The 23,088-nt window shown below is 41.5% G+C and carries 22 protein-coding genes; 2 read left to right on the top strand and 20 right to left on the bottom strand.

The genetic code is table 11. The annotated features are described in order from the left end of the window. Positions 1 to 138: 138 nt before the first annotated feature. From pyrE to I592_RS07610, 18 genes are all read right to left on the bottom strand, one after another. On the bottom strand, positions 139 to 768 hold the full coding sequence (gene pyrE, locus I592_RS07695; RefSeq protein ID WP_010780771.1) for an orotate phosphoribosyltransferase: 630 nt from the start codon (positions 766 to 768) through the stop codon (positions 139 to 141). Continuing rightward, entirely contained in the window at positions 769 to 1,485 is a 717-nt protein-coding gene (pyrF, locus tag I592_RS07690; protein ID WP_010780772.1) for an orotidine-5'-phosphate decarboxylase, read from the bottom strand. Further along, entirely contained in the window at positions 1,485 to 2,402 is a 918-nt protein-coding gene (locus tag I592_RS07685; protein WP_010780773.1) for a dihydroorotate dehydrogenase, read from the bottom strand. Before I592_RS07685 ends, pyrF begins: the two co-directional genes overlap by 1 nt. Beyond that, positions 2,402 to 3,172, bottom strand: a complete 771-nt coding sequence (locus I592_RS07680) for a dihydroorotate dehydrogenase electron transfer subunit (RefSeq protein ID WP_010780774.1) — start codon at positions 3,170 to 3,172, stop codon at positions 2,402 to 2,404. Before I592_RS07680 ends, I592_RS07685 begins: the two co-directional genes overlap by 1 nt. 52 nt (positions 3,173 to 3,224) lie before the next feature. Then, positions 3,225 to 6,407 (bottom strand): carbamoyl-phosphate synthase large subunit, encoded by a 3,183-nt coding sequence (carB, locus tag I592_RS07675; protein WP_010780775.1) that lies wholly within the window; start codon positions 6,405 to 6,407, stop codon positions 3,225 to 3,227. Continuing rightward, positions 6,408 to 7,487 carry a carbamoyl phosphate synthase small subunit gene (locus tag I592_RS07670; protein ID WP_010780776.1) on the bottom strand — a complete coding sequence of 360 codons (1,080 nt, stop codon included), beginning with the start codon at positions 7,485 to 7,487 and terminating at the stop codon, positions 6,408 to 6,410. Between the two features lie 4 nt (positions 7,488 to 7,491). After that, on the bottom strand, positions 7,492 to 8,772 hold the full coding sequence (locus I592_RS07665; protein WP_010780777.1) for a dihydroorotase: 1,281 nt from the start codon (positions 8,770 to 8,772) through the stop codon (positions 7,492 to 7,494). A gap of 13 nt (positions 8,773 to 8,785) precedes the next feature. Then, positions 8,786 to 9,712 carry an aspartate carbamoyltransferase catalytic subunit gene (locus tag I592_RS07660; RefSeq protein WP_010780778.1) on the bottom strand — a complete coding sequence of 309 codons (927 nt, stop codon included), beginning with the start codon at positions 9,710 to 9,712 and terminating at the stop codon, positions 8,786 to 8,788. A 42-nt stretch (positions 9,713 to 9,754) separates the two neighbouring features. Beyond that, positions 9,755 to 11,026: a solute carrier family 23 protein gene (locus tag I592_RS07655; RefSeq protein WP_010780779.1), complete on the bottom strand. Its 1,272-nt coding sequence runs from the start codon at positions 11,024 to 11,026 to the stop codon at positions 9,755 to 9,757. A 35-nt stretch (positions 11,027 to 11,061) separates the two neighbouring features. Continuing rightward, a complete protein-coding gene (gene pyrR / locus I592_RS07650; protein ID WP_010780780.1) occupies positions 11,062 to 11,601 on the bottom strand; it encodes a bifunctional pyr operon transcriptional regulator/uracil phosphoribosyltransferase PyrR in 540 nt (179 codons plus the stop codon). Between the two features lie 216 nt (positions 11,602 to 11,817). After that, a complete protein-coding gene (locus I592_RS07645) occupies positions 11,818 to 12,726 on the bottom strand; it encodes an RluA family pseudouridine synthase (protein WP_010780781.1) in 909 nt (302 codons plus the stop codon). Next, positions 12,719 to 13,180, bottom strand: a complete 462-nt coding sequence (gene lspA, locus I592_RS07640; protein WP_010780782.1) for a signal peptidase II — start codon at positions 13,178 to 13,180, stop codon at positions 12,719 to 12,721. Before lspA ends, I592_RS07645 begins: the two co-directional genes overlap by 8 nt. A gap of 2 nt (positions 13,181 to 13,182) precedes the next feature. Continuing rightward, positions 13,183 to 13,884 (bottom strand): CBS domain-containing protein, encoded by a 702-nt coding sequence (locus I592_RS07635; RefSeq protein ID WP_010780783.1) that lies wholly within the window; start codon positions 13,882 to 13,884, stop codon positions 13,183 to 13,185. Between the two features lie 270 nt (positions 13,885 to 14,154). Beyond that, entirely contained in the window at positions 14,155 to 15,300 is a 1,146-nt protein-coding gene (locus I592_RS07630) for an acetylornithine transaminase (protein ID WP_010780784.1), read from the bottom strand. Continuing rightward, the gene (gene argB, locus I592_RS07625; RefSeq protein ID WP_010780785.1) at positions 15,297 to 16,046 is read right to left on the bottom strand and encodes an acetylglutamate kinase; all 750 of its coding nucleotides are present in this window, start codon (positions 16,044 to 16,046) and stop codon (positions 15,297 to 15,299) included. The genes I592_RS07630 and argB overlap by 4 nt, the downstream gene beginning before the upstream one ends. A 38-nt stretch (positions 16,047 to 16,084) precedes the next feature. Beyond that, positions 16,085 to 17,278: a bifunctional ornithine acetyltransferase/N-acetylglutamate synthase gene (gene argJ / locus I592_RS07620; protein WP_010780786.1), complete on the bottom strand. Its 1,194-nt coding sequence runs from the start codon at positions 17,276 to 17,278 to the stop codon at positions 16,085 to 16,087. Between the two features lie 20 nt (positions 17,279 to 17,298). Then, the gene (gene argC, locus I592_RS07615; RefSeq protein ID WP_010780787.1) at positions 17,299 to 18,330 is read right to left on the bottom strand and encodes an N-acetyl-gamma-glutamyl-phosphate reductase; all 1,032 of its coding nucleotides are present in this window, start codon (positions 18,328 to 18,330) and stop codon (positions 17,299 to 17,301) included. 208 nt (positions 18,331 to 18,538) lie between these two features. Beyond that, positions 18,539 to 20,212, bottom strand: a complete 1,674-nt coding sequence (locus I592_RS07610; protein ID WP_010780788.1) for a formate--tetrahydrofolate ligase — start codon at positions 20,210 to 20,212, stop codon at positions 18,539 to 18,541. Between the two features lie 174 nt (positions 20,213 to 20,386). Between I592_RS07610 and I592_RS07605 the strand changes: the two genes are divergently transcribed. Further along, on the top strand, positions 20,387 to 20,587 hold the full coding sequence (locus tag I592_RS07605) for a cold-shock protein (RefSeq protein WP_010780789.1): 201 nt from the start codon (positions 20,387 to 20,389) through the stop codon (positions 20,585 to 20,587). Positions 20,588 to 20,668: 81 nt separating this feature from the next. Here I592_RS07605 and I592_RS07600 read toward each other — a convergent pair whose 3' ends face one another. Continuing rightward, positions 20,669 to 21,091 carry an EbsA family protein gene (locus I592_RS07600; RefSeq protein WP_010780790.1) on the bottom strand — a complete coding sequence of 141 codons (423 nt, stop codon included), beginning with the start codon at positions 21,089 to 21,091 and terminating at the stop codon, positions 20,669 to 20,671. A 35-nt stretch (positions 21,092 to 21,126) separates the two neighbouring features. Here I592_RS07600 and I592_RS07595 point away from each other — a divergent pair, with 35 nt between their 5' ends. After that, a complete protein-coding gene (locus tag I592_RS07595) occupies positions 21,127 to 21,513 on the top strand; it encodes a ribonuclease HI family protein (RefSeq protein ID WP_010780791.1) in 387 nt (128 codons plus the stop codon). Here the strand turns inward: I592_RS07595 and cls are convergent. After that, positions 21,508 to 22,968: a cardiolipin synthase gene (cls, locus tag I592_RS07590; protein ID WP_010780792.1), complete on the bottom strand. Its 1,461-nt coding sequence runs from the start codon at positions 22,966 to 22,968 to the stop codon at positions 21,508 to 21,510. The two genes, I592_RS07595 and cls, sit on opposite strands and share 6 nt — an antisense overlap. Between the last annotated feature and the right edge of the window lie 120 nt (positions 22,969 to 23,088).

Below are 23,088 nucleotides of genomic sequence, written 5' to 3'. Positions count from 1 at the left end.
TCTGAAAATAATATACCATTAAAAATCCTTTTCGGCTTCTAATATACTTCTTTAAAGACAAATTTTTTTCACTAAAAAATAAACCCTTGACTATTAGAATATTTCTAACAAACAAGGGTTTATTTATTCGAATCATTTTTAATTATTCAGCCAGTTTTCAGGATCTTTGCGCCATTTTTTTAATAATTCAAGTTGCTCATGATTGATATAGTCTTCTTTCAACGCAGCTTCAATCAAGGTAGAATAATTTGTTAAAGTTATTAATGGCATCGCTGCTGCCTCAAAATTATTTTTTCCTTTAGCCAACTCGTAAGTAAAGATTGCTGCGACGCCTAAAACGTCTGCTCCTTCACGCGTTGCCGCTTCGGCTGCTTCCAATACGCTTCCGCCAGTTGAAATTAAATCCTCGATCACAACCATTTTCTGCCCTTCTGTAATCCGACCTTCAATTTGATTGCCGCGACCGTGATCTTTGGCTTTGCTGCGGATGTAAACCATTGGCAGATCAAGAATTTCTGCAACCCAAGCTGCATGGGGAATTCCTGCTGTTGCTGTTCCAGCAATAACCTGTACATTTGGGAATTCTTCTTTAATTTTCGCAGCTAGCCCTTGTGCAATTGCGCGACGAACTTCTGGATAGCTCATAGTTACTCGATTGTCACAGTAAATCGGTGACTTCAAGCCGCTAGCCCACGTAAATGGTTCATCAGGACTCAAGGAAACTGCTTCAATTGATAATAAATCTTTAGCGATTTGTTCTGCGATCATTTATGCTTCACCGTTCCATTCTTGTTTAATTTGTAAATAGCTCTGGTAAGGGTCCTCTGCTTGAGTGATAGGTCTTCCAACTACGATATAATTTGAACCAATTTCACGCGCTTTTGCAGGAGTCATTACGCGCTTCTGGTCCCCTACGCTAGTGCCCTGTGGCCGAATTCCTGGTGTTAGGCAGATAAACTGTTGATTGGTTTTCCCATGGATTTTTTCCACTTCATGCGCTGAGCACACGACCCCATCCAATCCTGCTTTTTCTGCACATTCCGCGTAATGAAGAACACTCTCATGCAGACTAACGTTGATTAATTGATCTTCATGCATTTGTTCTTCACTAGTAGAGGTTAACTGCGTCACCGCAATCAGCTCAGGTATTGCTTGATTTTCTTTTGTTCCCTCTGACAACCCTTGTTTCGCCGCGCGCATCATTTCTACGCCTCCAGCTGCATGAACATTTGTAATTTTGACCCCCATTTTAGCAATACCACGCATCGCTTTTTGGACCGTATTTGGAATGTCATGCAATTTTAGATCAAGAAATATATCATGCCCTTGTGAACGTAAGTCATGAACGATCGTTGGCCCTTCTTGATAAAAAAGTTCCATACCGATCTTCGCAAATAATTTTTCATCCTTTGGAAAATGCGTTAAAAAAGCATCAATTTCGTGTTTTGAAGCAAAATCAAAAGCGATAATTGGTCTTTTCTCCATTAGAAACCTCCTCGAACTTCTTGCCGTAACTGTTCCAATGAGTCGATGCCTAGCTCTGCCATCCGAATTGGCAGCTCTTTAATCAATTTTGGGCAAATATAGGGATCGGTGAAGTTCGCTGTTCCAACTGCAACAGCACTAGCTCCAGCCATATACATTTCCAGCACATCGTCTACGGTTTGAACCCCGCCCATTCCGATGATCGGCAGTTCACTGATTGCAGCTACCTGATTGATTAATCGAATCGCAACTGGTTTGATTGCTGGACCAGATAGTCCGCCAGTACGATTTGCTAAGATAGGTTGACGCGTCTTCAAGTCAATCCGCATACCTAATAAGGTGTTGATCATGGTAAAGCCATCTGCTCCACCCTTTTCGATTGCCTTGGCAATTGGCACGATATCCGTAACGTTTGGACTTAATTTGACGTAAATTGGCACACTAGCGACTTCTTTGACTGCCTTTGTCAAACGATAGGCGACTTCTGGATCAGTTCCAAAAGCGATCCCGCCATGCTTAACGTTTGGACAAGAAATATTCAATTCGATTGCTTTAACATTCGGCGCATCACCTATTTTAGCGCATACTTCCACATAGTCTTCCTCGCAAGCCCCGGCTACATTTGCAATGATAGGAAGTTCTGCATATTTTTCTAAATCGGGTAAAATATCTTTCAACACGACTTCCATACCCGGATTTTGTAATCCAATCGCATTCAACATCCCGCTGGTTGTTTCAGCCACACGAGGCGTTGCATTTCCAAAGCGTTGTTTAGGTGTGGTCGCTTTAATCATGATGGCTCCTAGCTGGTTCAAGTCGTAGTAGTCCGCGTACTCTTTGCCGAAGCCGAAACAGCCACTTGCTGGCATAATAGGATTTTTCAAGTCTAATCCAGGTAATTTTACTGCAATACTCATTAAAAAATGACCTCCCCTGCTTTGAAAACGGGCCCGTCTTCACATACTTTAACACTTTTATTTTCATCCTCAGGAACATGACAGACACAGGCGTAACAGGCTCCCATTCCGCATGCCATCCGAGATTCTAATGAAAGCTGAACATTCTCCACTTCGGAGTAAAGTTGTTCGACTGTTTTCAATAAGCCGTTATTTCCACAAGCAAAGACCGCATCTGGCTGATCTTCTTCTGACAACAGTAGATTTCCTACATTCCCCTGAATACCAAATGTGCCATCGTCCGTAGAAAAACGTGTTTCCCCTAATTCTTGGAACTCTTCAGCAAAATAAACCACTTCTTGTGTTCCGAAACCGAGAAAATGAATGACTCGAACCCCTTTTGCCGTCAACTCCTTCGAGAGCTGGTACAATGGCGGAACGCCGATTCCTCCTCCAACAACAAACGCGGTATCTCCAGCATTTAGATCATTGATTTCAAAGCCATGCCCAAGCGGACCCATAACATCTAGCTTCATACCAACAGCCATTTCAGAAAAATATTTTGTACCGTCACCTTCAACACGATAAATGATTGTGCATGTTCCTTTTTCTGAATCATACTGATTGATACTAATAGGTCGACGCAATAGTAAATCACTTCTCGGCACACGAATATGCAAGAACTGACCAGGCATCGCCATCTCTTTGACTAATTCTCCTGCTAAAACCAGCTCATAGATTCTCGGTGCTAATTCTTGTTGACGAACGATCGTCATCATTTCCTGCTTCATAATGGCCCTCCTATAAATCGGCAGAGTGAAGCCATGCCCCACTCTGCAAGAATTAAATTTCTTGGATTGAAAATGCGCGTGATTCCATCACTCGTAAAATAGCATCTGCTGTATCTAGGGAGGTGAACAATGGAACTCCGTGCTCCACAGCCTCCCGACGAATGATGAAGCCGTCCTCTGATGCATTTTGTCGATTCTTATCCATCGTATTGATGACTACCTGTGCTTCCCCGGTGCGAATTAAATCAATCACATTGTGTTCGTCTGATTCTGATATTTTATCGATCGTCTTAGCGTTCAGCCCATTCTCAGCTAGGAATTTTGCTGTTCCGGCTGTTGCAATCAAGCTATAACCAACATCCTTGAACCGTTTTGCTAATTCTAAGGCTTCAACTTTGTTCTCGTCTGCGACAGTGAACAGGACAGCCCCAAAATCTGGCAAGTGCAGACCTGATGCTGCGAAAGCTTTGTAGAGTGCTTTGGCTAGACTGCGATCAGACCCCATCACTTCTCCTGTTGACTTCATTTCAGGGCCTAAGTAAGTATCAACCTTTTGCAACTTCGTGAAGCTGAAAACGGGTGCTTTCACATGGACCATGTTGCTTTCAGGATACAGTCCATCTTCGTATCCTAATTCCTTCAAACGCTGTCCTAAAATAGCTTTTGTTGCAATTTGAGCCATTGGGATATTCGTGATTTTGCTCAAGAACGGCACCGTACGGCTAGCCCGAGGGTTTACTTCGATGACGAAGACCTCATCGTTGTGAATAACGAATTGAATATTCATCATTCCAATACAGTTCATACCTAATGCCAAGCGTCGTGTATATTCCTCGATTGTCGCTTTTAGCTCTTTAGAGAAGGTTTGTGGCGGATAAACAGCCATCGAATCTCCCGAATGGACTCCAGCTCGTTCGATATGTTCCATAATTCCTGGGATCAAAACCGTTTCACCGTCACAGATCGCATCAACTTCGCACTCTTTACCAATCAAATAACGATCGACTAAAACCGGATGTTCAGGAGAAGCCTTTACTGCATGCGCCATGTAATCTTCCAAATCCGATTGATTTTCAACGATCTCCATCGCCCGACCGCCTAGGACATAACTTGGACGGACCAATACCGGATAACCAATTTTTTCAGCAATTATCACCGCTTCTTCAGCACTTGTCGCTGTATCCCCTGGTGGTTGTGGGATCGATAAACTTTGTAAGACTTGTTCAAATTGATCACGATCTTCCGCTCGGTCTAGATCCTCGATCGTTGTTCCTAGAATTTTCACACCATTCTTAACTAAAGGCTCTGCTAAGTTGATTGCAGTTTGTCCGCCAAATTGTACGATAACGCCGATCGGCTGCTCTAACTCCACTACGTTCATCACATCTTCCAGAGTCAATGGCTCAAAGTAGAGCTTATCTGAAACAGAGAAATCTGTGGATACTGTTTCTGGGTTACTATTCATGATGATTGCTTCGTAGCCCGCCTCTTGGATTGCTTTTACCGAGTGAACCGTTGCATAGTCAAATTCTACTCCCTGTCCGATACGGATGGGCCCCGAACCAAGAACTAAAACAGATTCCTGTTCTGAGCGGACACTTTCATTTTCAAACTCATATGTGCTGTAGAAATAAGGTGTTTGAGATTCAAACTCCGCTGCGCAGGTATCAACCATTTTATATACAGGAAGGATTTTTTCTGCAGTTCGAAATTTCCGAACGTCACTTGCGGTCATATCCCAAAGTTGGGCGATCTTTATATCCGCAAAGCCATTTTGTTTGGCTTTTTTTAGTAGGTCGACATCTTTTTTATTCTTTGAGAGGGCGTTTTCTAATTCCACCACGTGAAGTAATTTATCTAAGAAAAACAAGTCTACTTTTGTCAGTTCATTGATTTCTTCGATTGAGTAGCCACGTCGAATTGCTTCTGTTAGATAAAACAGACGATCATCCTGAGCTTTGACCATTTTTTCTGTCAGCTCATCGTCTGTCACTTCGCTTAACTCAGGTAATTCTGCATGGTATGTTCCAATTTCAAGCGAACGGACAGCTTTCAGTAGAGATTCTTCGATGTTACGACCGATCGCCATCACTTCGCCGGTTGCTTTCATCTGTGTGCCAAGCACTCGTTCGCCGCTTTCAAATTTGTCGAAAGGCCAGCGGGGGATTTTGGCTACCACATAGTCTAAGGCAGGTTCAAATTCCGCGTATGTCGTTTCGGTAACTGGATTTTTCATTTCATCCAGTGTTAATCCTACTGCGATTTTTGCAGCGAGCTTCGCGATTGGATAACCTGTAGCTTTACTTGCTAAGGCTGATGATCGAGACACGCGGGGATTCACTTCGATTACATAATAATTAAAACTGTGAGGATCGAGTGCTAGTTGAACGTTGCATCCGCCTTCGATTTTTAAAGCTCGGATAATTGATAATGATGCGTCTCGCAACATCTGATATTCATAGTCAGACAACGTTTGACTGGGGGCAAATACGATGGAATCACCTGTATGAATACCAACCGGGTCGAAATTCTCCATGTTACATACTACGATTGCGTTATCAGACGAATCTCTCATTACTTCGTATTCGATTTCCTTAAAGCCGGCAATCGATTTTTCTATTAAACATTGAGTTGCTGGAGAAAGCTTAAGGCCATTTTCTGCAACTGTCCGAAGCTCATCCTCATTGTCACACATGCCGCCGCCAGTTCCGCCCAATGTAAAGGCTGGACGGACGATGATAGGATAACCAATCGTGTTGGCAAAAGCGACCGCCTCTTCGACAGTGTTGACAATCTCTGATTCAGGGATTGGCTGGTTCAGCTCTTCCATTAATTGCTTAAACAAATCACGGTCTTCAGCTTGGTCGATAGCTGACAATTTTGTTCCTAGCAGTTCGATCTTCAACTCATCTAAGATGCCTGAGTCGGCGAGCTCCATTGCCATATTTAAGCCTGTTTGTCCGCCAAGTGTTGGCAGAATCGCATCAGGCAGTTCTTTACGTAAAATGCGGGAGACAAATTCTAAAGTAATCGGTTCAATATAAACGCTATCCGCGATTTCTTTATCCGTCATGATCGTTGCTGGATTCGAGTTGACCAAGACAACTTCGTACCCTTCTTCTTTTAGTGCTAAGCAAGCTTGTGTGCCGGCGTAATCAAATTCCGCGGCTTGTCCGATCACGATTGGTCCAGAACCAATCACCATGATCTTATTAATATCTGTCCGTTTTGGCATTTATGCTTGCTCCTTCCATGCATCCATCATTTCCATAAATTCATCAAATAAATGTACACCGTCGTGTGGACCGGGCGCAGCGTCTGGGTGATACTGAACACTGAAGGCTGGATAGTTGCGGTGACGAACACCCTCGATCGTCCCATCATTGACTTCCACATGGGTAACCATTAATTTTTCTGGATCGATCGTTTTTTCATCTACTGCAAATCCGTGATTTTGAGAAGTGAAGTCGATTCGTCCAGTCGCGATTTCTCTTACAGGATGATTTAATCCGCGATGACCGAACTTCATCTTATACGTATCCGCACCGTTTGCTAATGAGAATAGCTGATGTCCGAGGCAAATTCCGAAAATAGGCACTTTTCCTTGAATTTGTTTGATCATCTCTATTGCTTCAGGGACGTCTTTAGGGTCTCCTGGTCCGTTCGTCAGCATGACACCGTCTGGGCAAAGATCCAAGATCGTCTGTGCATCCGTGTTATAGGGCATTACTGTTAAATTGCATTCTCGGCGTGACAATTCTCTCAAGATACTATGCTTCAATCCAAAATCAATGACCACAACGTTGCGACCGACACCTGGACTTGGATAAGGTGTGACTGTTGAAACCTGTGCAACTTGATTCGTTGGTAAGACTGTTGCTTTTAGTTGATCAAAGGAGTGTTCCAATTGATCGGCTGGGTCAACGATACTGCCTTTCATTGTTCCAACATTGCGCAATTTCTTTGTTAACGCTCGTGTATCGATACCTGCAATGCCAGGAATTCCTTTACGTTTCAAAAATTCGTCTAGCGTCATTTGTTTCCGCCAATTACTGGCTAGTCGCGCATGTTCCTTTACAATCACGCCTTTGCAGGTTGGTGCGATTGATTCATAATCATCACGGTTTACACCATAATTTCCTACCATAGGGTAGGTAAACGTAATGATTTGTCCGTTGAAACTTTGATCGGTGATTGTTTCCTGATACCCTGTCATACTAGTGGTGAAGACGACTTCGCCTACGACATTGGCTTCCGCACCAAATCCTTCACCTTCGAATACTGTACCGTCTTCTAAAATTAAAAGTCTTTTCAACGTTTTAGTCCTCCTTGTTGTATACCAACTGACCATCCACGAAGGTCATCAGTGTTGCACCCTTGACCGGCCAGCCAGTGAAAGGAGTGTTCACTCCTAGTGATGCAAATTTTTTGTCATCGATTTCTTCTTCATGACTTAGATCAAATATCGCGATATCTGCTGGTTGTCCGATGTTTAGTGTACCCGCAGTCATTCCAAATATTTCAGCCGGTTTGACTGCCATCCAATTGATCACTTGTTCCAATGTAAAGCGTCCTGTTTCAACAAAGTGTGTGTAGATTAATTGGAAGGCTGTCTCGCTGCCGACAATCCCGAATGGTGCTTTCAAGAAGCTTTGATTTTTCTCTTCAAATCCGTGTGGTGCGTGATCTGTGGCGATACAATCGATTGTTCCGTCAAGTAAGCCTTCAATCAGAGCTTCACGATCGTCTACACCTCGCAATGGTGGGTTCATCTTCCAATACCCATGGTCCTCAGGGATATTCTCATCGATTAAGATCAAGTGGTGAGGAGAAACTTCCGCTGTTACATGAACACCTGCTTTTTTGGCATCGCGAATTACGCGGACACTTTCTTTTGTTGACACATGGCAGACATGATAATGCACACCGGTTTCTTCCGCCAAAATCAAATCTCTGGCAATTTGAGAAGATTCGGTGGCGCTTAGTATTCCTGGTAGATCTAATTTTTCACTGATATCTCCTTTGTGCATCACACCACCGAACAACAGAGATTCGTCCTCAGTGTGTGCAACTAGCGCCATGTTGTTGGTTGCGGCTTCTTTCATAGCTAAGTACATTGTACCCGCTGTCTGAACCCCCACACCGTCATTAGTAAAGGCAAAAGCGCCAGCAGCCTTCAGCCCCTTTTGATCCGTCAGCTTCTCACTGCGAAGCTCCTCGGTAATCGGCGCATATTGAAGGACTTTAACCACCGCATCTTTTTCAATAATCGCTAATACTTCATTGAATTTTTCTACCGTATCTGGGACAGGATTCAAATTAGGCATCGCACAGACTGTTGTGTATCCACCTCGAGCAGCTGATTTTGAACCATCCTTGATTGTCTCCTTATACGTAAAGCCAGGTTCTCGTAAATGAACATGTACATCAACTAAGCCTGGTGTAATTAATTGATTGTTTGCATCGTACTCTTGATCAAACGTGATTTCTGAAAAGTCTTTTCCGATACCCAAGATGATACCATTCTCTAACCAAAGATCGCATGCCATCATTTGATTGTCTTTCGTTACGATTTTTCCATTTTTAATTAATGTTTTCATAGTGTCTGCCCCTTTACGATTTTCCTCTTAGTACTGCCTCTAAAATAGCCATACGAATAAACACACCATTCGTCATTTGCGGAACGATTCGCGATTGCAAACTTTCTACTAAGCTATCCGCAATTTCAACGTCACGATTGACTGGTGCAGGATGCATAATAATTGCTCGGTTCTTTAAACGTCCTCCCCGCTCAATCGTTAATCCGTATTTTTCGTGATACTCTTCTTTAGAAAAACTTTCTTGCCCGTCGTGCCGTTCGTGCTGTACCCGTAGAAGCATCATGACATCCACCTCAGGAACAAGCTCATCTAACGGTCGATAGGTGCCGTACACATCAAAGCTCTCGTCATACCATTCCTCTGGACCAGAGAAAAAGACCTCTGCACCTAGCCGCTTTAGCATTTGCATGTTTGATTTGGCAACTCGAGAATGGGTGATATCTCCAGCAATTGCTACTTTCAATCCATTGAATCGTCCAAATTCTTGGTAAATCGTCATCAAGTCAAGTAGGCACTGTGTCGGATGCTGTCCGCTGCCGTCGCCCCCATTGACGATGGAGCATTGGATCGTTTTGCTTTGGATGAGCTCATCATAATAATTTTCATCCCCATGGCGAATGACCGCCACGTCAACACCCAATGCGGACATTGTTAAAACTGTGTCGTATAATGTTTCCCCTTTTTGAACAGAGCTGGTTTTGGCATCAAAGTCAATGACATCCAGTCCGAGTTTTTTCTCTGCCACTTCAAAACTCTTATGCGTCCGTGTGCTATTTTCAAAGAAAAGATTAGAGACAAAGTATTGATCCTTATGGGGTGTCCATCGTGCGCCTTGCTTAAACTGCTGTGCTCTGTGAATCAGACCCATCACCTCTTGGTCAGTGAGCGCTTCGACCGTCAATAAATGCTTCAGACTAATTTCCTCAGACTGGATGATCATGAATTTTCCTCCTTTAATTCCTAAGTAACGTGAGTTGATTCTTTATTTTTCACTGCGTGCCTGATCCGGTAAAATCAGGTTCAAGATAATTCCTAAGACTGTTGCAAGAGCCATTGCTGACAAAGTGAAGGTTCCCGCCTCGAAGACCAATCCACCAATCCCGATAACTAAAATTGTTGAGGCAATCAGCAAATTCTTCTTACGGTCAAAATCGATTTTATTCTCAATTAAGATCTTCAATCCACTTGCAGCAATAACTCCAAACAAGATGAAACTGATTCCTGAAATAACTGGTCCAGGAATACTTAATATCAACGCACTCAGTTTTCCTACAAATCCTAGTAAGACTGCGAACACAGCTGCGCCTCCGATAACGAAGACACTGTGTACTCGAGTAATCGCAAGCACACCGATATTTTCTCCATAGCTTGTTACTGGAGGACCGCCAACAAACCCCGCAACGATTTGGGCCAATCCATCTCCCATCAAAGTGCGATCCAGACCCGGATCATCAAAGAAATTTCGTTTGGTCAATTTATTTAATACCATCAAGTGTCCGATATGTTCTGTCATGGTTACAAAGGCGATTGGTGCCATCGTGGTTATCGCGTTGATATACAATTTGGGCTGATAGCTGACAAAAGGCACACTGAAAGCTGGCATCGCCAACCACTTTGCGTCAATAATCGGCTGGTAATCAATGATGCCGAAAATCATGGCTGTGACGTACCCCCCGATGATACCTAGAAGGATCGGAATCAAGCCTAGAAATCCTGTAAAGAACATGTTGAAGAATATTGTCAAAGCTAGAGTGATCAAGGCCACCATCACGTATTTAAAACTGTATACCCCGTTATTGTACATAGCGTTTTGTGCAGCATTGCTGGCTAACCCTAAACCGATGACCATTACAACAGGACCTACAACAATCGGCGGCAAAATTTTATCCAACCAGCCAGAACCGATTTTTTTTATAATGAAGGAAACGATCAGGTAAACCAATCCGCAGGTCAATGCACCTTGTGCTACTGCCGGATATCCATCACTTTTCATCAGTAATTTCATCGCCGCAATAAAGGCAAAGCTGCTGCCTAGATAAGCAGGGATTTTTCCTTTTGTCACTGTCAGATAGACTATCGTTCCTAATCCTGAACTTACCAACGCGATGCTAGGGTTTATTCCAACCAAAATCGGTACTAGAACCGTTGCGCCGAACATTGTGAATAAATGCTGAATACTTAACCCGACCCAGTGCCCCGCACTTGGACGGTCGTGAATATCTAATACAACGTCATCATTGTGAAACTCTTGCATGAAAACTTCCTCTTTCTAGTGTCTAACCTGTAATTTTAATCTTCTTTTTTTTGAATCAAAATACGATCCTGTCCGTCATTCTCTTCCATTTCAACGATAATTTCTTCCGTTAAAGCGGTAGGAATATTCTTTCCGACATAATCAGCTCGAATCGGTAATTCGCGATGACCTCGGTCCACTAAGACTGCCAATGAGATCCGGTTAGGACGTCCCAAATCAATAACTGCATCCAGTGCTGCCCGAATTGTTCTGCCGGTGAACAATACGTCGTCAACTAAGATGACTTCTTTTCCTTCAATCGAGAATGGAATATCTGAAGAATGCAATTCTGGTTCATCTTCTTGCGCTTTTTTGTCGTCACGATATAACGTGATATCTAGTTCGCCGACAGGCACTTCGATATGTTCTAATTGTTTCAACCGTTCAGCAATACGCTGAGCAATAAAGATTCCTCTAGTTTTAATCCCAATCAAGACGATATCTTGAACCCCTTTGTTGCGTTCGATGATCTCATACGTGATTCGAGTTAACGCGCGTTTCATTGTTACTTCATCTACAACCTCTTTTTTGTACATCCTGTTTCCTCCTTATTTTTACAATAAAAAAACTCCTACCCGTAATTAGGTAGGAGGAATGTTATCGACTTCGTCAAAATGATAGTGTTCACCTAGGCGCACCTAGTTCAAACGACTATCTACTTCCTTCTTAGCCTCACGGGACTACTCTTAAAGGATCTCTATTCAGTTATTTATTTCTTACTACAGACACTATACTATTCCTCATTTGAGAAATCAATCTTTTTCTTGTAACTGTTTCAAAGTTTTTTTGAAAATCTCAGGAAGCGGTGCCTCAAAAACCATGTTTTCACCTGTTGTAGGATGTTCAAACCCCAACAATTTAGCATGCAAGAACTGACCGTTGCCTTTTAATGTCTTTTTCGGTCCATATAATGGATCTCCAGCAACAGGATAACCAATATAATTCATATGAACACGAATTTGATGCGTACGTCCAGTTTCCAGTTGCAGTTCAATCAAAGTATACCCTTCAAATCGTTTTAAAACCTCAAAATGGGTAACTGCGGATTTGCCTCCCTCAATCACCGCCTGCATTTTGCGATTCACCTTTGAACGACCAATAGGTGCTTCAATTCGTCCTTTTTCGTGAGGAATCTCGCCGTGGACTAGCGCGACATATTTTCTTAAAGATGTTTTATCCTTTAATTGTTGAGCTAAAGATTCATGGGCACGATCGTTCTTCGCCACCATTAGTAATCCAGAAGTATCCTTGTCGATACGGTGGACGATCCCTGGACGAACAACATCATTGATCGTAGAAAGGTTTTTGATTTGATATAGCAGCCCATTAACCAGTGTGCCGTTAGGATGGCCTGCCGAAGGATGAACCACCATGCCTTGTGGTTTATTCACCACGACGACATCTTCATCTTCATAAACGATTTCCAGATTCATATTTTCAGGTACAAGGTCTAAGGTTTCAGGCACAGGGATTTCAATCAATACGTGATCCCCAGCACTGACTTTGTAATTCGCTTTGATGACTTTTCCGTCGATCGACACATGCTGCTCTTTGATCCATTGCTGAATCTGCGACCGTGAGTAATCAGTCAATCGTTCGTTCAACACCTTATCAATTCGGCCCTTTTCTTCTTTAACAATAACTTCGATTTGATTATCCATTTTTCTTATCTCTCTCATCTATTAAAATATAAATAAAAATCATGATTACGCCGACGACCAATGCCATATCAGCGATATTAAAAATTGGAAAGTTAATAAAATCCAAACGGAACATATCTACGACATATCCCAAGCGAAAACGATCAATAAAATTCCCAATAGCTCCGGCTAAAAAGAAACTCAATCCGAAAGTCAGCCACTTGCTTTCATTTAAATGCTTCACTAAATAATAGAGAACGGCAATTACTGCAACGATTGTGATTACAATAAAAAATAGTTGCTGTCCTTCAAATAAACTAAACGCGCCTCCTGTATTTCGTATGTGCGTTAAAGATAACACATTAGGAATGATGGTTTGACTGTCTCCAAAGTTAAACTGAGTTACGATCCACCACTTGAACCATTGATCCAGCGCGATGATTCCCGCGCTGATTAATAAGTAAATAACTAACAAGCCTATTGCTCCCCTTCTTGTATATAAATATCACGTGGACGGATGATTCCCAAGAGATTGCCATCAGAATTTCCATTTTTCGTGATTAAAATTGCTTCTAAAAGGCCTTCTGTATGAAACATTTTTTCCACTTCAGAAACTTTTGTGTCACCAGAAACGAACTTAAAATTGGATCGTTTGCCATTTCCCAACAATAGATCCTCAGCTACTCGTCCCTCAAGTGTTAACGATCCATTTAAGCTAGCTTGAGCAAAATAGAATCCAATGGTCCGAAGTGTGATCAGCCCCATAAATTCTCCTTTATCATACACTGGGAATTGAGAAAATCGTTTCTCAGTGATGATTTTCATGATCTCTTTAAGTGGAAGATTTCGTTCAAATCCCGTAACATTTTTTTCGAAGCGCGGTAAAACTTTTTCAGGACGCAAGAGATTTTCTTCGATTTGCTTAATACGTGTGACCGCCCATTCATTTGGTTCTGCAATGACAAAGTCATCTGCGACCTGGTCATGAACGATGGCATTACGCAGCTGTGCCAATTGAAGCAAATCATTCTCACTGTCTCCTATCAAATTGTCATGACGCTTTGACAGCCGGCGCACCGCTTCGCTGAAACCCATATTTGCCGGATTTCCTAATTGTCGTTTCAATTCCTTTTCAATCCGATTGAAGGTACTCAAAAAGATCTCTGCTCGTTCGCCCATTCAGCTGCTCCTTTTCTTTTAAAAATCCGATAGCTCCAGTATAAGTGAAAAAAAGGCCATTGGAAAGTCTGAGGCATAAGAAATCAAGAATGTTCTTTTAACACAGTTAAGGATATCCATACTTTAGTCTCGAATTCTGTGAACCTGCAAATAAGGTCAGACAAGTAGTTGTAAAGAGCACCGGTCATCAAAAGATACTTATTTAAACATACGAAAAGCAACTTCAGTATTTTGAACGGACTGAGGTTGCTTTGATAGAAAGTATTTTTATTAGGATTGATTCAATACAGAATGAATGATCGTTATACCATCCGCCAGTTCCTCTTGAGAAATCGTTAAAGGCGGTAATAAGCGTAAAACATTTTTTCCCGCTTTAATTGCTAGCAGGTTTTGCTTCTTTAATTCTTGTATTGCCCACTGCAGCGTTTCGGGAGTATCAAGCTCAATGCCTACCATTAAGCCTTTCCCACGTATGTCGAGTACCTTGCTCGAATGCTCTTTCATCGAACACAATGCTTCCATCAAAAAATTGCCTTTTTCCACTACTGAATTTAAAAAGTTGGGTTGACCAATTTCCGACACGACTGCATTTGCGACGTTCATGGCTAAATTATTTCCGCCAAACGTTGTCCCATGAGAACCCGGGCCAAAAGCTGTGCCAAGTGTTGCTTTTCCTAACATTGCACCTACAGGGATACCATTGGCTAAGGCTTTGGCAATAGTGATGATATCTGGTTCAATCTGATACTGTTCAAACGCGAAAAAGGTTCCTGTTCTCCCCAACCCTGTTTGAATCTCATCAATGATCAATAGGCTGCCGTTTTCTTTGCACAGACGCTCTACAGCTTGCAACCATTTTTCCTCAGCTGGTACAATGCCTCCTTCACCTTGGATAACCTCTAGCATGACTGCGGCAACATTTTCGTTCAAGTGTTCTTTTAAGGGCTCAAGCTGATTGTAAGGAAGATAATTAAAACCTTCGACGATTGGAAAAAAACCTTCTTGTAACGCCGGTTGACCTGTCGCGCTCAATGCACCGTATGTACGGCCGTGGAAAGACTGTTCAAAACTTAAAATATTCGGTCGTCCTGTCGCTTTTCTAGCTAATTTGATCGCTGCTTCATTTGCCTCAGTTCCACTATTGCAGAAAAAGGCTAAGTAATCTTTTTCAGCTGTCAGCTTTTCAGCAAGAGATTCTTGTAAATTGCTGGAATAGAGATTAGAGCTATGCCAAATCTTATCCGCCTGATCCGCCAACGCCTTTGTGACTACCGGATGCTTATGACCAAGATTGCTGACGGCGATGCCACTCATAAAATCTAAATACCTGTTTCCTTGTTGATCGTACACGTAACTGCCTGAGCCATCAACAAGATCAATTGAATCACGAGCGTAGTTGGGAAACAAATGACTCATGCAAAAACCTCCTCCTTTGTGATCACTGTACCGTCCTTTTCGATGCAGTTTGTAATATGAACTTTTGATACACCATTTTCAAGAGCATTAATAGCACTCTCAAGTTTAGGGATCATTCCGCCTGAAATGACTTTTTCTATCTTTAATTGTTCAATATCAGAAACAAATAGTTTTTCAAGCCATTGATCAGAGTGCTTCACACCTGGAACATCCGTTAATAGAAAGAGTGCATCAGCACCAATTGCTTCCGCGATCTTGCATGCAGTATCATCCGCATTAACATTCAACCATTGCCCACCAACTGTCATCCCTAACGGAGCGATAATCGGAATATAATTTTTGTTAAGGACGTTCTCGACGGAAGCAGGATTGACATCCGTAATTTCACCGACATAGCCTAGCTTTTCATAATCGATAACTTGCCCTTGAATCAAATTATCACAAGAAGCGTTGAGTCCAATCGTAGCAAATCCATTCTGCTGGAACAAAGTCGTAATACCTGGCTGTACTTGACCAATCAAGACCATTTGAGTCACTTTTAGCGCCTGTTCCGTAGTAACCCGTAGACCATCTTTGATCAATACAGGAATATTTAAGCGCTCCATCATTTCTGTGATGTAATAGCCGCCACCATGAACAATGATGATCTCATGCCCTTGTGTCTCCCACTGCCGAATCTGTTTAAAAAAATCGGTCGTTAGATTATCACTGGCGACACCGCCAATCTTTACGACAATTTTACTCATTCTACTCGCTCCTTTATCCCTTTAAGATCTTTGTTTGCTTATGTATGGTACAAAGCGTTGACTTCTACATATTTGTACGTTAGATCGCAACCCCAAGCTTTTCCCATCGCTTCGCCAATCGTCAAATCCACAGTAATGCAAATTTTTTCTTGTTCCAACGTTTTCTTCATAGCAACTTCGTCGAATTCTTGTGGCTGACTATGATTCAATAATTGCTGCTCTCCGATCCACATATTGATCTTTTCCGGATCAGTATGCGATCCGGCATACCCTACAGCACAAATGATTCTGCCCCAGTTGGGGTCTTCACCAAACATCGCCGTTTTTACTAAGCTTGAACCGACTACTTTCTTCGCTACTAGACGAGCTTCACTGTCGTTCATCGCACCTTTTACTTGAACTTCAATCAGTTTTGTTGCCCCTTCGCCATCTTTTGCGATCATTTTTGCTAATGTCTCGCTCACTAATTGAAGCATCGCAACGAACTTTTCGTGAGCATCTGTATTTTTTTCAATAACGGGATTTTCTGCTAATCCATTTGCCATAACTAAGACCATATCATTGGTAGAAGTATCACCATCCACAGTAATCTGATTAAAGGTTGTCTCCGTTTTATCTGCTAAAATTTCCTGTAGAAGGTCACTGGAAATCTGTGCATCTGTCGTAATAAAGGCTAGCATTGTTGCCATATTCGGATGAATCATTCCTGATCCTTTTGCCACACCGGCCATTGTGACGATCTGACCATTGATTTCTTCTTCCACTACGATTTCCTTTGTACTTGTATCCGTCGTCAAGATTGCCTCATGAAAGGCATAGGGGTCTTGACTTTCTAGGTCAATTTTATTGATTCCCGCTTCAATTATTTCCATCGGTAATTGCTTACCAATGACGCCAGTCGAAGCAACAGCGATCGTTTCCTGGGGTATCTTAAGATGAGTTCCTGCAAACTCTTGCATCTTCTTTGCGTTTTCCAGTCCGATTTTCCCAGTACAAGCATTGGCAATCCCGGAATTGACGATGACTGCTTGGATTTGATGATCCAACATTGCATCTTTCGTAACATAAATCGGCGCTGCTTTAACTTGATTCGTCGTATAGACCGCCGCAGCATTTGCCGGTATCACTGAATAAATCATAGCTAAATCTTTCTTTTCTTTTTTTAATCCTGAGTGTAATCCAGCAGCTAAAAATCCTTTTGGGCTGGCGATTGTTCCTTCAATGACATTCATATTTTCACTCTCCGACTTTTTTAAGGGTAAATAGGGACTAGTTTCAATCCAGTCGTTTCTGGCCAGCCCGCTAAATGATTGAGATTATGAACAGCTTGTCCAGCCGCTCCTTTAACCAAGTTGTCTAAAACAGTGACAACAGTAATGATATTCGTGACTTCGTTGTAAGCGACCCCGATATCACAATAATTTGAACCGATAATTTGACGCAAATTAGGATAACTATTTTGCTCTTGCATTCGAACAAAAGGTTTCGATTGATAAAATCGTTGAAATAAGTTCAAAAGCGTTTCTTGGGTCAGTTTTTCCTTACTCTGTGCGTAAGTCGTAATAAAGATTCCTCGCGTCACTGGAATCAATGAGGTTGAAAACTGAATAGCTGGGATATGCGTGTTCCATTTCTTTAGTTGCTGCATAATTTCCGGAATGTGCTGATGACTATTCATTTTATAAAGTGTCATATTTTCATTGCTGTTTACGAAATGGCTTGATTCCGATAAATTTTTCCCTGCCCCCGATAGGCCCGACTTCGCGTCCACGATGATGGAGTTTTCCTCAATGATTTCCTCTTGCACTAATGGGGCTAATGAAAGTAAAGTTCCTGTTGCATAACAACCAGGATTAGCAATCAAGTTTGAAGAGGGACTTGCATAAAAATCTGCCAATCCGTAATGAGCGTCTTGTAAAAGTTCGTAGGGTGCGCTTGAATTTTTATACCATTTTTCATATTGCCCATTCGCCTTTAAACGAAAATCCCCTGAAAGATCGATCACTGGAAAATTTGCTTCTATAAAAACTGTTGCAATTTCCTTCGAAATCCCTGAAGGAGTAGCAAAGAAAACAAGGTCAGCCTTTTCCATAATTTTAATAGGATCTATAGGTTCTAAAGGAAGGTCCAATAGACGATTAAGATGCGGCAAATATTCATCAATATCTTTACCGTTTTGAGAGTGACTGTGAATCGAACTGATTGTTACATTTGGATGCTGTAGTAGGATGCGTACCAATTCTATACCACTATAGCCTGTCACCCCGATAATCGAAACGTTCATATTAATCCCTCCTTGCAGTTGCATAATAATACGATTAGAACACTGCTATTTCTGATGATTATACGTGGAGTGTTTATACAAGTCAATGGTTTTTTATAAATAATTTCGTCTATTTTTGATATAATATGCAATAACGGAGAATAATATACAAAAAAAGAGCAAATACTCATTAGAAAGGAGTGTTTGCTCTTTTTATCAAATGAAAAATCTAGAATAAGCCAACGGCATTGCCGTCATTGTCAACATCCATATTTAATGCTGCGGGTTTTTTTGGTAATCCAGGCATTGTCATAACATCACCTGTCAAAGCCACAACGAATCCGGCACCGATTTTAGGTACGAATTCTCTGATCGTTACATCAAAATCGATTGGCGCGCCTAATTTACTTGGATCGTCTGACAAAGAATACTGTGTTTTAGCCATACATACTGGCAAACGGTCCCAGCCGTATTTCTTAAAGCTGGCTAATTGCTGTTGGGCTTTCTTGCTATAGATTACGTCGTTTCCGCCATAGATTTCACGTACAATCGTTTCAATTTTCTCGCTAAGATCATCATGGTCTCTGCTGAAAATCGAATGAAAGTTGTTTTCTTCTTTGGCAATAGTCTCTACTACAGTCTCAGCTAATTCGATGCCACCGTCTGGACCTTTTTCCCATACGCTTGCTAACTCAACCTTAACATCTTCTTGCTGGCAAAGCTCTTTCAGTAGCGCAATCTCTTTATCTGTATCACTGATAAATTCGTTGATTGCTACAACAACCGGCAATCCGTACTTTCTCATGTTGCGAATATGCTTAGCCAGATTACTGAAGCCTTTTTTCAATGCATCCAAATTTTCAGCACTTAAGTCTGTTTTAGCCACCCCGCCATGCATTTTCAGTGCACGTATTGTGGCAACGATGACCACAGCGTCTGGAGCTTTCCCTAAACTTGGAACTTTGATATCTAGGAATTTTTCACCACCAAGATCAGCACCAAACCCTGCTTCAGTGACAACATAATCGCCGCAATGTAGTGCAGCTCGTGTCGCTAAAATACTGTTGCATCCATGAGCGATATTAGCGAATGGGCCACCATGAACAAAAGCAGGTGTCTGATAGATTGTCTGTACGAGGTTGGGTTTGATCGCATCCTTTAAAACAAGCGCCAAAGCTCCTTCGACTTTTAAGTCTCCTACCGTAATCGGTTCGCGATCAAATGTATAGGCTACAACAATATTTGAAAGACGACGTTTTAAGTCATCGATGCCTGTGGAAAGACATAGAATTGCCATGATTTCACTAGCAACTGTGATGTCAAAACCGTCCTCACGAGGAACTCCATTGATCGGCCCACCTAAGCCAACAGTGATGTGTCGTAACTCACGGTCATTAAGATCGACGACACGTTTCCAAATCACACGACGCGCGTCGATATTCAATTCATTTCCCTGGTGAATATGGTTATCCAATAAGGCTGATAAAGCATTATTGGCCGTTGTGATTGCGTGCATATCTCCGGTAAAATGCAAATTGATATCTTCCATTGGCAGCACTTGAGCATAGCCGCCGCCAGTCGCTCCCCCTTTGATCCCCATAACTGGACCTAAGGAAGGCTCACGCAATGCAATTACTGTTTTTTTACCGATTTTATTTAATGCATCTCCTAAACCAATTGTTACTGTTGATTTCCCTTCTCCGGCTGGAGTAGGGTTGATAGACGTCACAAGGATTAGTTTTCCTTCTGGGTTCTTTTTCATCCGTTCTAAAGCATCAAACTCAATTTTTGCTTTATATTTACCATGTAGTTCAAGATCATCAAAGGATAAATTGATTTTTTCCGCAACTTCAGTTATTGATGCTAAAGTTGTTGCTTGAGATATTTCGATATCAGATTTCATAAAAACTCCCTTTCCCGAACGTTACTCAGAAAAACACACTTTTTTATTCGTTCCTTCTTATTATAACGAATTTTTTCGAGAAAAACAGCACTTAGATCTGGGAATCTTATTGATTCGCAATTTTCGTTTCCATCACGTATAATAAAACCAGCAATGACAAAGGGGTGTTGTTTAATGAATAAAGGCACTGTAAAATGGTTTGATGAGAAAAAAGGGTATGGATTTATTACCTATGAAGAAAATCAAGAAGTTTTTGTTCACTTCACCGCTATTGAGGATGAGGGAATCAAAACGTTGGAACCTGGAGACGAAGTTGAATTTGTGATTGTAGAAGGTGCTCGCGGAATGCAAGCAGCTCACGTAAAAAAGAAATAAACGAAAAGATCAGTTGCGGCTGATCTTTTCGTTTATTTAGTAATGCTAGCTATCTTGTTAATTCAATAAATTTACGAGCCGTTAGCTTTCAGTATGTTCTTTTACCTCGATCTCAGGATAGAATGCTTTAAAGTCTTTGATAAATGCTGTCCTTCTTTTTTTTCGCATGGCGAAATGAAAAGATGCACCACTGAGTCCTTTTCGTTGGATGATCACACCATCTTTACAAAGAGTTAGATAATCGATGTGCTCTCTAAGAACGGTCTCACGACGCCAGACTCTGGCAAAGCGAATTTTTATACCCGATTCGTCCATCGTTAAATAGCGATGAAGACCAACAACGCCAAATAAAAGAAACAGTCCGATGAAAATATTACCCTTTAGATAAGGATGCGTTTTTTCCAAGGTCAAAATTAATCCATAAAAAAGAATGATAAAAGTGATTGACCAATAAATAATGCTAATTGATAGCTCAGGCTGCCAAAAATAGCGTTTTTTTTTCATTTGTATACTCCTACTCTAAAAAAAGGATGATAATAATGTTAAAAATTTTTACCGATGCAGCCACAAATTTAGAAAGAAGCGGCGGCGGCATCGTTATTATTTCTGATAAACAAAAACAGTTGGCAATTCCAATGACAGAAAAAAATAACCATCAGGCTGAGCTTGCTGTCATTCTTTACGCATTGAACTATTTAGTTGATCATCAACTAAATGACCAATCTGTTTTGCTCTATTCAGATAGTAAAACCGCAATAAAAATTTTAGACCAAGGACAAACAAAAAACAAGCTCTTCTTACCATATTTATCAGAGTTTAATGAACTTGCGCCACTTTTTCCATTATTGATTCTTCAATGGATTCCTGAAGCCAAAAATAAAGGGGCGGACAATCTTGCCCGCCAAGGTTTACGTAAAGAGTTATAAAACGGGTGATAGTAAGCGAGAGAAACGTTGCTTGAAATTCAACCAGTGAGATTGATTGGCAATCATTTCATCTGTTAATTCGATACAATCTTCCATATCCTCTTCAAAAATTTTGCGAAATAACTGCGCAATTTCTGGATCATAGATGAAGCTGCTCACTTCAAAGTTTAATTCATAGCTACGAATATCTTGGTTTGTTGAACCAAAAGTGGCTAATTCATCATCAACAACAATTGTTTTAGAATGAATGAATCCATCTGCATAATGGTAGATCTTTACGCCGCGCTGGTGCAGATAATTCGCATAATACTGAGTTGCGCGATAAATAAATGGATGATCCGGCATGTTAGGAATCATAATTCGAACATCAATGCCCGAGCGGACAGCAATTAAAATCGCTGAAATCATCGTTTCATCAGGTACAAGGTACGGGCTTTGAATCCACACGCTTTTTTCAGCCGCTAAAATTAAGCGAACAAAGCCATCTTTGATAATCTGTTCGCTCGAATCAGGACCATCTGCTACAATCTGCATTGGGACGCCTTTTTTAATTTGGCGTTGGGGCAGCATAAAATACTCCGGCAAATAAGCCATCCGGTCTGCTTTATTAGAGACAGATGCATTCCAGTCACGAATGAAGACTTCCTGCAAAGTGAAGCTCCCCGTTCCTTCAATTCGACCATGTGTATCCCGCCATTTACCAAAACGCTCTGACTCCCCCAAATATTGATCGCCTACGTTGAAACCACCGGTCCATCCGATTTGTCCGTCCACCACCACTATTTTTCGATGCAAGTGATAGTTTAAGCGAGTTTTAGCTAAAATATTTTTAGAGGTGATAAACGGTGTGACTTTTCCGCCATTTTGAATCAGCGTTTCAAAAAATTTTTTATTTGTCTTTGGCGAGCCCCATGGATCATAGATCATTCGTACTTCAATACCTTCTGCTGCTTTTTCTTCCAAAATACGCATAAAGCGATTTCCGATTCGATCATTAAAAAAAGCATAGTATTCAACGTGGATCGAGCTTTGAGCCTTGCGTAAATCCTGAAACAAGTGCTCAAATTTTTCTGTACCATCTAAGAAAAATTCAACCTCATTTCGAATCGCAAGCGGCGACTCATCTAAGTTTTTAAAGTATTTGACTAGCGACGTTGCTGCTGGATACAATTGTTCGGGCTCGTTGTAGTCCACGTGACGGTTGTCTTGCTGGATGATTTCGTTGATTTCTTTTATCTTTTTTTCATCCTCTTGTTCAAAACGGTACATCGTTTCCCCGTCAATTCCTCGCCCACAAAAAGCGTAAATCAAAAAACCAATGACCGGTAAAAAAATCAAGGTCAAAAGCCATGCCCAAATTGTAGTAATATTCCGTGGTTTACGGAAAACGGTGATAATCGCCCCTATAGCATTGGCGATAAAAATAAGAAAGATAATTTGCTCAATAATTCCCAAGTGGTCCCCTCTTTTCAAAAAAAATAAATCTTCCTTTCGATTATACATAATCGTGGAATACTTTAAAAGAAACACGCTGTCTAAACACGATTTTTTTCAGTTTCACGTGTTCATCCCATT

This window comes from Enterococcus gilvus ATCC BAA-350 (assembly GCF_000407545.1).
GTDB lineage: Bacteria > Bacillota > Bacilli > Lactobacillales > Enterococcaceae > Enterococcus_A > Enterococcus_A gilvus.
The sequence above is the reverse complement of the archived record's forward strand: the minus strand, read 5'-3'. Positions and strand labels throughout refer to the sequence as shown.